This is a genomic window from Marinobacter sp. SS13-12 (assembly GCF_030227115.1).
Classification (GTDB): domain Bacteria; phylum Pseudomonadota; class Gammaproteobacteria; order Pseudomonadales; family Oleiphilaceae; genus Marinobacter.
The window spans coordinates 1-5,475 of the sequence record NZ_JASSUA010000009.1 but is presented as its reverse complement, the minus strand read 5'-3'; the positions used below and the strand labels follow the sequence as shown (position 1 = coordinate 5,475).

General features: G+C 53.3%; 2 tRNA genes and 2 rRNA genes. All 4 read right to left on the bottom strand.

What is annotated here, in order from left to right:
* Window positions 1–46 precede the first annotated feature (46 nt).
* Window positions 47–2,941, bottom strand: a 23S ribosomal RNA gene (locus QPL94_RS21330).
* 326 nt (window positions 2,942–3,267) lie between these two features.
* Window positions 3,268–3,343 (bottom strand) — tRNA-Ala (locus QPL94_RS21325).
* Between the two features lie 227 nt (window positions 3,344–3,570).
* Window positions 3,571–3,647: transfer RNA gene (locus QPL94_RS21320), tRNA-Ile, on the bottom strand.
* Between the two features lie 88 nt (window positions 3,648–3,735).
* Window positions 3,736–5,275, bottom strand: a 16S ribosomal RNA gene (locus QPL94_RS21315).
* The 16S and 23S rRNA genes sit together here with 2 tRNA genes alongside, the layout of an rRNA operon.
* Between the last annotated feature and the right edge of the window lie 200 nt (window positions 5,276–5,475).

The window sequence follows — 5,475 nt, the reverse complement described above, 5'->3', positions numbered from 1 at the left end:
GTGATGTTGATTTCGTTGCGTTATCCGCAATTGTCTTGGGTGTTATATAGTCAAGCCGCACGAGCAATTAGTATCGGTTAGCTCAACGCCTCGCAGCGCTTACACACCCGACCTATCAACGTCCTGGTCTTGAACGGCTCTTCAGGGACCTCAAGGGTCCAGGGAGATCTCATCTTGGAAGGGGCTTCCCGCTTAGATGCTTTCAGCGGTTATCCTGTCCGAACATAGCTACCGGGCAATGCGTCTGGCGACACAACCCGAACACCAGCGGTTCGTCCACTCCGGTCCTCTCGTACTAGGAGCAGCTTTCCTCAAATCTCCAACGTCCACGGCAGATAGGGACCGAACTGTCTCACGACGTTCTAAACCCAGCTCGCGTACCACTTTAAATGGCGAACAGCCATACCCTTGGGACCGGCTTCAGCCCCAGGATGTGATGAGCCGACATCGAGGTGCCAAACACCGCCGTCGATGTGAACTCTTGGGCGGTATCAGCCTGTTATCCCCGGAGTACCTTTTATCCGTTGAGCGATGGCCCTTCCATACAGAACCACCGGATCACTATGACCTACTTTCGTACCTGCTCGACGTGTCTGTCTCGCAGTTAAGCGGGCTTGTGCCATTACACTAACCGCACGATGTCCGACCGTGCTTAGCCCACCTTTGTGCTCCTCCGTTACGCTTTGGGAGGAGACCGCCCCAGTCAAACTACCCACCACACAGTGTCCTTATCCCCGATAAGGGGACGAAGTTAGAACCTCAAACAGGTCAGGCTGGTATTTCAAGGTTGGCTCCACCAGAACTGGCGTCCTGGTTTCAAAGCCTCCCAGCTATCCTACACAAACATGCTCAAAGTTCACTGTGAAGCTATAGTAAAGGTTCACGGGGTCTTTCCGTCTAGCCGCGGATACACCGCATCTTCACGGCGATTTCAATTTCACTGAGTCTCGGGTAGAGACAGCGCCCCCATCGTTACGCCATTCGTGCAGGTCGGAACTTACCCGACAAGGAATTTCGCTACCTTAGGACCGTTATAGTTACGGCCGCCGTTTACCGGGGCTTCGATCAAGAGCTTCGCGCAAGCGCTAACCCCATCAATTAACCTTCCGGCACCGGGCAGGCGTCACACCGTATACGTCCACTTTCGTGTTTGCACAGTGCTGTGTTTTTAATAAACAGTCGCAGGGGCCTGGTATCTTCGACTGGTTTCAGCTCCACCCGTAAAGAGTCTCACCTACCACCAGCGTGCCTTCTCCCGAAGTTACGGCACCATTTTGCCTAGTTCCTTTACCCGAGTTCTCTCAAGCGCCTTGGTATTCTCTACCTGACCACCTGTGTCGGTTTGGGGTACGGTCTCGAATAGCCTGAAGCTTAGAAGATTTTCCTGGAAGCAGGGCATCAATGACTTCCAGCCCTAATGGGCCGTCGTCGTCGCGTCTCGGCATTGTGGGACCGGATTTGCCTAATCCCACTGCCTACTCGCTTAAACCGGGACAACCGTCGCCCGGCTCACCTAGCCTTCTCCGTCTCTCCATCGCAGCTATCCAAGGTACGGGAATATTAACCCGTTTCCCATCGATTACACCTTTCGGTCTCACCTTAGGGGCCGACTCACCCTGCGCCGATTAGCGTTGCGCAGGAAACCTTGGTCTTCCGGCGTGGGAGTTTTTCACTCCCATTGTCGTTACTCATGTCAGCATTCGCACTTCTGATACCTCCAGCATGCTTCTCAACACACCTTCGCAGGCTTACAGAACGCTCCCCTACCCCGCATACTTGCGTATGCAGCCGCAGCTTCGGTAACCAGTTTGAGCCCCGTTACATCTTCCGCGCAGGCCGACTCGACTAGTGAGCTATTACGCTTTCTTTAAAGGATGGCTGCTTCTAAGCCAACCTCCTAGCTGTCTGAGCCTTCCCACATCGTTTCCCACTTAACTGGTATTTGGGGACCTTAGCTGGCGGTCTGGGTTGTTTCCCTCTTCACGATGGACGTTAGCACCCACCGTGTGTCTCCCGGATAGTACTCACAGGTATTCGGAGTTTGCATCGGGTTGGTAAGTCGGGATGACCCCCTAGCCGAAACAGTGCTCTACCCCCTGTGGTATTCGTCCGAGGCGCTACCTAAATAGCTTTCGGGGAGAACCAGCTATCTCCGGGCTTGATTAGCCTTTCACTCCGATCCACAAGTCATCCCCTGGCTTTTCAACGACAGTGGGTTCGGTCCTCCAGTTGATGTTACTCAACCTTCAACCTGCTCATGGATAGATCGCCCGGTTTCGGGTCTATGCCCAGCGACTAAATCGCCCTATTCAGACTCGGTTTCCCTACGGCTCCCCTAAACGGTTAACCTCGCCACTGAACATAAGTCGCTGACCCATTATACAAAAGGTACGCCGTCACGGAACAAGTCCGCTCCGACTGCTTGTACGCATACGGTTTCAGGATCTATTTCACTCCCCTCACAGGGGTTCTTTTCGCCTTTCCCTCACGGTACTGGTTCACTATCGGTCAGTCAGGAGTATTTAGCCTTGGAGGATGGTCCCCCCATGTTCAGACAGGATGTCTCGTGTCCCGTCCTACTCGATTTCACTGGACTCAGGTTTCGGATACGGGGCTATCACCCACTATGGCGGCACTTTCCAGAGCCTTCTCCTACCAGTTGTCCAGCTTAAGGGCTAGTCCCCGTTCGCTCGCCGCTACTTAGGGAATCTCGGTTGATTTCTTTTCCTTCGGGTACTTAGATGTTTCAGTTCCCCGAGTTCGCCCCGCACCGCTATGTATTCACGGTACGGTACCGACCCGAAAGTCGGTGGGTTTCCCCATTCAGAAATGTCCGGATCACAGCTCGTTTGCCAGCTCCCCGAACCTTATCGCAGGCTTCCACGTCTTTCATCGCCTCTGACTGCCAAGGCATCCACCGTATGCGCTTAGTTGCTTGACTATATAACCCCAAGACAACTGATCTGTGCCCCACACTCAACAAGAATTCTGCCTCCACCGAAGTGAATCCAGATCCCTCATCCAGAATGAGTCTCAGAGACAGTCACTTGAAGCTATATACAACCACTTCAACGACAACACCGGATAACGCTTGAAATCGTTATCACATTGAACCTATTTCTCTCGGAGATAATGAGAAAAATAGCTTCGTGTTCTATCTCGTCCAATTTGTTAAAGAGCAAATCTGACCCAGTGATCAGAAAGGAAGGCTTCATCACTCTGAAACATTCGTTTCTGTACACTGCTAACCGAAGCTAGCCAGTAATATGGTGGAGCTATGCGGGATCGAACCGCAGACCTCCTGCGTGCAAGGCAGGCGCTCTCCCAGCTGAGCTATAGCCCCAGATGCTTGTCCAGCTTCCGTTACTCGTCGTTGCAACGTTCGTTCGCATCAGTCATGACCCATCGAGGGTCACTCCTTCACTCACTCTCGCTGCGCCTAGATTAACGAAATCTGTCCGGCGCCTCTGCTTACGTCGCATATGGACCAGGATTTTACTGATCTAGGCGTCGAGGTGCGCCGCATAGCCTGCTATGCAAGTGCATCGACAACGACGAGCAGTGAAATACTGGTGGGTCTGGGTGGATTTGAACCACCGACCTCACCCTTATCAGGGGTGCGCTCTAACCAACTGAGCTACAGACCCAAAGGTACGGGTCTGTTGACCCTTTTGCTCTCTTCTCAAGTTAACCAAGTAATTCGTGTGGACTCTGACCGAAGCGTTCGGCTTCGTTTAAGGAGGTGATCCAGCCGCAGGTTCCCCTACGGCTACCTTGTTACGACTTCACCCCAGTCATGAACCACACCGTGGTGATCGTCCTCCCGAAGGTTAGACTAACCACTTCTGGTGCAATCCACTCCCATGGTGTGACGGGCGGTGTGTACAAGGCCCGGGAACGTATTCACCGTGACATTCTGATTCACGATTACTAGCGATTCCGACTTCACGGAGTCGAGTTGCAGACTCCGATCCGGACTACGACGCGTTTTGTGAGATTAGCTCCCCCTCGCGGGTTTGCAGCCCTCTGTGCGCGCCATTGTAGCACGTGTGTAGCCCTGGCCGTAAGGGCCATGATGACCTGACGTCATCCCCACCTTCCTCCGGTTTGTCACCGGCAGTCTCCCTAGAGTTCTCAGCCGAACTGCTAGCAACTAGGGATAGGGGTTGCGCTCGTTACGGGACTTAACCCAACATCTCACGACACGAGCTGACGACGGCCATGCAGCACCTGTGTCTGAGCTCCCGAAGGCACCAATCCATCTCTGGAAAGTTCTCAGCATGTCAAGGCCAGGTAAGGTTCTTCGCGTTGCGTCGAATTAAACCACATGCTCCACCGCTTGTGCGGGCCCCCGTCAATTCATTTGAGTTTTAACCTTGCGGCCGTACTCCCCAGGCGGTCTACTTAGTGCGTTAGCTGCGCCACTAAGACTTCAAGAGTCCCAACGGCTAGTAGACATCGTTTACAGCGTGGACTACCAGGGTATCTAATCCTGTTTGCTCCCCACGCTTTCGCACCTCAGTGTCAGTATTGGTCCAGAGTGCCGCCTTCGCCACTGGTGTTCCTTCCTATATCTACGCATTTCACCGCTACACAGGAAATTCCACACTCCTCTACCATACTCTAGCCTGACAGTTCGAAATGCCGTTCCCAGGTTAAGCCCGGGGCTTTCACATCTCGCTTATCAAACCACCTACGCGCGCTTTACGCCCAGTAATTCCGATTAACGCTTGCACCCTCCGTATTACCGCGGCTGCTGGCACGGAGTTAGCCGGTGCTTCTTCTGTGAGTAACGTCAAGCCTCACGAGTATTAGTCGTAAGGTTTTCCTCCTCACTGAAAGTGCTTTACAACCCGAAAGCCTTCTTCACACACGCGGCATGGCTGGATCAGGGTTGCCCCCATTGTCCAATATTCCCCACTGCTGCCTCCCGTAGGAGTTCGGGCCGTGTCTCAGTCCCGATGTGGCTGATCATCCTCTCAGACCAGCTACGGATCGTCGCCTTGGTGAGCCTTTACCCCACCAACTAGCTAATCCGACATAGGCTCATCCAATAGCGCAAGGTCCGAAGATCCCCTGCTTTCCCCCGAAGGGCGTATGCGGTATTAATCCGGGTTTCCCCGGGCTATCCCCCACTACTGGGCAGATTCCTATGTATTACTCACCCGTCCGCCGCTCGTCAGCGGGGAGCAAGCTCCCCCTGTTACCGCTCGACTTGCATGTGTTAAGCCTGCCGCCAGCGTTCAATCTGAGCCATGATCAAACTCTTCAGTTTAAATCATACAAGAATCCGAAGATTCTCTATTCTTGCTCAAGACAAAACTCAATTTTCGACGAGTCACTGTCCTGATATTTCGTATCCGAAATACCTCGGCCAGCGCCCACACGAATTACTTGGTCAACTTTTTAAAGAGCGTTCGGGGCTTGCCCGATCAAGGTGGCGTATTCTACATCGAATCGCTGCCTTGTCAACCG